The 3,266-nt window shown below is 61.9% G+C and carries 3 protein-coding genes; 2 read left to right on the forward strand and 1 reads right to left on the reverse strand.

Annotation, left to right across the window (positions count from 1 at the left end; translation table 11 throughout):
* Positions 1 to 53 precede the first annotated feature (53 nt).
* A complete protein-coding gene (locus tag ACHFFR_RS00140; protein ID WP_394262245.1) occupies positions 54 to 866 on the reverse strand; it encodes an Ltp family lipoprotein in 813 nt (270 codons plus the stop codon).
* A gap of 568 nt (positions 867 to 1,434) precedes the next feature.
* Here ACHFFR_RS00140 and ACHFFR_RS00145 point away from each other — a divergent pair.
* Positions 1,435 to 2,418, forward strand: a complete 984-nt coding sequence (locus ACHFFR_RS00145) for a ferrochelatase (RefSeq protein WP_394262246.1) — start codon at positions 1,435 to 1,437, stop codon at positions 2,416 to 2,418.
* A 36-nt stretch (positions 2,419 to 2,454) separates the two neighbouring features.
* Positions 2,455 to 3,225, forward strand: a complete 771-nt coding sequence (gene hemQ, locus ACHFFR_RS00150) for a hydrogen peroxide-dependent heme synthase (protein WP_394262247.1) — start codon at positions 2,455 to 2,457, stop codon at positions 3,223 to 3,225.
* Positions 3,226 to 3,266: the final 41 nt, after the last annotated feature.

A 3,266-nucleotide genomic window follows, 5' to 3' on the forward strand; every position in this document is an offset into this window, starting at 1 on the left:
AATGTCTGATGACATGAGCATTGCATCAAGAGCCTCCGACAAAATTTCGCGAATCAGCGACGCCGTCTGCTCACGCGTCCGAAAGAACCGCCACTTACTCGGCGCTGACGAATCGCACGTCGGTATGAATGGAGTCCATACTCCGCTTCTTCGTCGGTGAATTCTCCCCCAAATTCGGACGTCATCTGATCAAACAATCCCTCTTCGGAAAAGGGAATGACATTGAGGTAGCTTTCCGCCATGGCGACCGCCTGCTCGTTCCAGTCCACGTCGACGTTTTCAAGAGCATAGTCCGCGGCCTCCGTCGAGAATCCATATCCGTACTCAGACGTGAGCAGGCGATGCAATGAGGCTTTGGAAAAACTGCTATGGCTCAGCTGAGATTCCGCAGTTTCCAAAGCTTCCTCGTACTCGTCAGGCACGGCTCCTTCCGACGAAGGCGTCGGCTCCTCCGTCGGTGAAGCAGAGATCTCATCGGTCGGCTCTTCCGTGGGCTCCACGGTCTCGGTCGGAGTGCCGCCGGCATCGTCGTCGTCACCGCTCAAGAGAACAAACAGCAGGCCGGCAATGGCTCCGATAACAAGAACAGCAATGCCTACGATTGCCCACCAGCGCTTGTACCACGGCGTCCCGTCAGGGCCGTGCCCGCCAAAGCCGTAGAAGGGCGACGACGGACCACCCGGCGAGTTGTACCCCTGCGAATATTGCTGCTGGTACGACGTCTGCTGGTATTGCGGTGGCTGATACTGACCGTATTGCGACCCCTGCTGCCCGTAATCAGCTTGCTGATTACCCTGTTGCCCATAGTGGTTCTGCCGATAGTCCGGCTGCTGATGATTTTGCGGGAAATAATTGTTGTCGCCCATCGCACATACTCTTTGTGCTCAACGGTCAGCGGTTACAGTGCAATTTAATAAGGAATGCCGCACATGTACGCTCTGATCTCACAGTGTCGTCGGCCCCACGAGGAGTGCCTACCTCAGGTCATCCGCCTGCGCAGCGACCAACGCACCCACTAAGATAGAGACAGTTCAAAACTCTGTGTCGCCCAATTTCGCCTACCCCTCGCACGTGGCACGTTCTGAGGACTCGGCGCGTTCGGGATACGCGCAGTGGCGCGGACCGCCTCCGATCCGGAGCCACGCACACCATCAATCTCGCTGATCGGCACGATGATTGGACGCCCATCTGAACTTCCGCCATAATCGATCACGTGGCGTTTCCCGCTCCCCATATGGATCATCGCAGTGTCAACAAAGCGACAGTCGCGAACACCGCCCACCAAGCACTCAAACTTAGCGACACTTCAAAGTTTTTCGTAGGCATACATGTGCCGCCTACGCGCCGTCGCAGCGAGAGCTATTCCCGATGCGCCACAACCGGGCACCGCTGCCCGCGCCCCCACACCGTCACCACACCCATTGGAGGATCACGATGACCGACGCATACATGCTCCTGTCCTACGGAGGGCCAGATAAGCCCGACGACGTCGTGCCCTTCCTCCGCAACGCCGTCGCCGGCAAGGGCATCCCGGACGAGCGCCTCGAGGCCGTCGGCGAACACTACTTCCTGTTTGGCGGCAAGTCCCCGATCAACGAGCTGAACGCCCAGTTGGTACGTGACCTGCGGCGCGAGCTGGACGAGCGCGGCGACGCGACGCCCGTCGTCGTCGGAAATCGAAACTGGCACCCCTTCGGAGACGATACGTTGCGCGAACTCTACGAGTCCGGGGCGCGATCGGTGCGCGCGGTGGCGACGGCGGCCTACGGTTCGTACTCCTCGTGCCGCCAGTACCGAGAGGACGTGGCGCGCTGGCTCGGCGAGCTCGGATACACCGACATGCGCGTGGAGAAGGTCCGGCCCTTTTGGCACACTGACGGCTTTTATCAGGCATATCACGACGTCGTCCGGCGGGCGCTCGAGGCGGCCGTGCCTGGTTCGCGGGTCCTTTTCGTCACCCACTCGATCCCGACGGCGATGAACGAGGCATCCGGGCGAGCGTTGGAGCTGACCTACGAACGGCAACACCTTGATGTCGCCGGCAGGATCGCCTCCGAGCTCGGCATTGCCGAATGGGACATGACCTATTGCTCCCGCTCTGGCAACCCGCGCACCCCGTGGCTCGAGCCGGACATCAACGATCACATCGAGGAGCTTGCCGACCGCGGCGTCGAGGGCGCTGTGATCGTGCCCATCGGTTTCATTTCTGACCACATGGAGGTGATCTACGACCTCGACACACAGGCCAAGGAGACCTGCGAGGCCGCGGGGATCACCCATCTGCGCGCCGAGACGATCGGCCAGTCCCCCGTTTTCATCCGCCAACTCGCCGACCTTCTGCAAGGCGACGGCGGCACGTCATGCGCGGCAACGTGCTGCTGGGCGAACGACGCCGAACCAGCACTGCCCGCCATCTAATCCGATTCACCCACCCGTTCTAGCAAAGGAGCAATCATGAATCACCACGCAAACCCAGGCCAGCCCGGCGGCCATCCCGGCGGCCCGCACGGCGAGGCCAGCCACCACGGCGGTGGCGAGCACGGCCACGCGGATCCCGAACTCGTTGAGTACCTAAACTCAGCCCGCCCATTCGTTATGTGGGCGGTGTTTGCCGGCGGCCGCGTGGCAAGCGCGGGCGTCGACGACGCCGTCGAAGCTACCGAAGGCGCGATCTCGGAGACCGGCGTGAAGGTGCGCGGATTCTACGACCTGTCGGGTTACCGCGCCGACGCCGACCTCATGGGCTGGTTCATCGCGGATACCCCCGAGCAGCTCCAAGCCGCCTACCGCGCGCTGACCGCCTCCGACCTCGAGCTCACGCCCGTGTGGTCGGTCATCGCCCAACATAAGCCGGCCGAATTCAACAAGTCCCACCTGCCCGGCATGTTCGTTCACGAGGAGGCACCGCAGTACGCGGCGGTCTACCCGTTCGTGCGCTCCTATGACTGGTACCTCCTTGAGCCGTGGAAGCGCGCCTCGATCATGAAGAACCACGGCATGGCAGGGCGCGATTTCGGAGATCTCGTGACCTCAACTCTGGCCACGTTCTCGATGTCGGACTACGAGTGGGTTGTCGCGCTGGAAGGCGATGAGATTACCCGCATCGTGGACCTCATGTATGCGTTCCGCAACACCGAGGCGCGCATGCACGTGCGTCAAGACACGCCGTTCTTCACCGGCCGACGCTCGGCGTTGCTGGATTGGGCTCGCGCCCAGGCGATCTAACAGCGACCACGTGGTGCCGGGGTGCGGTTGCACCCCGAGTC

This window comes from Trueperella sp., from assembly GCF_043424875.1.
Lineage (GTDB): Bacteria > Actinomycetota > Actinomycetes > Actinomycetales > Actinomycetaceae > Trueperella.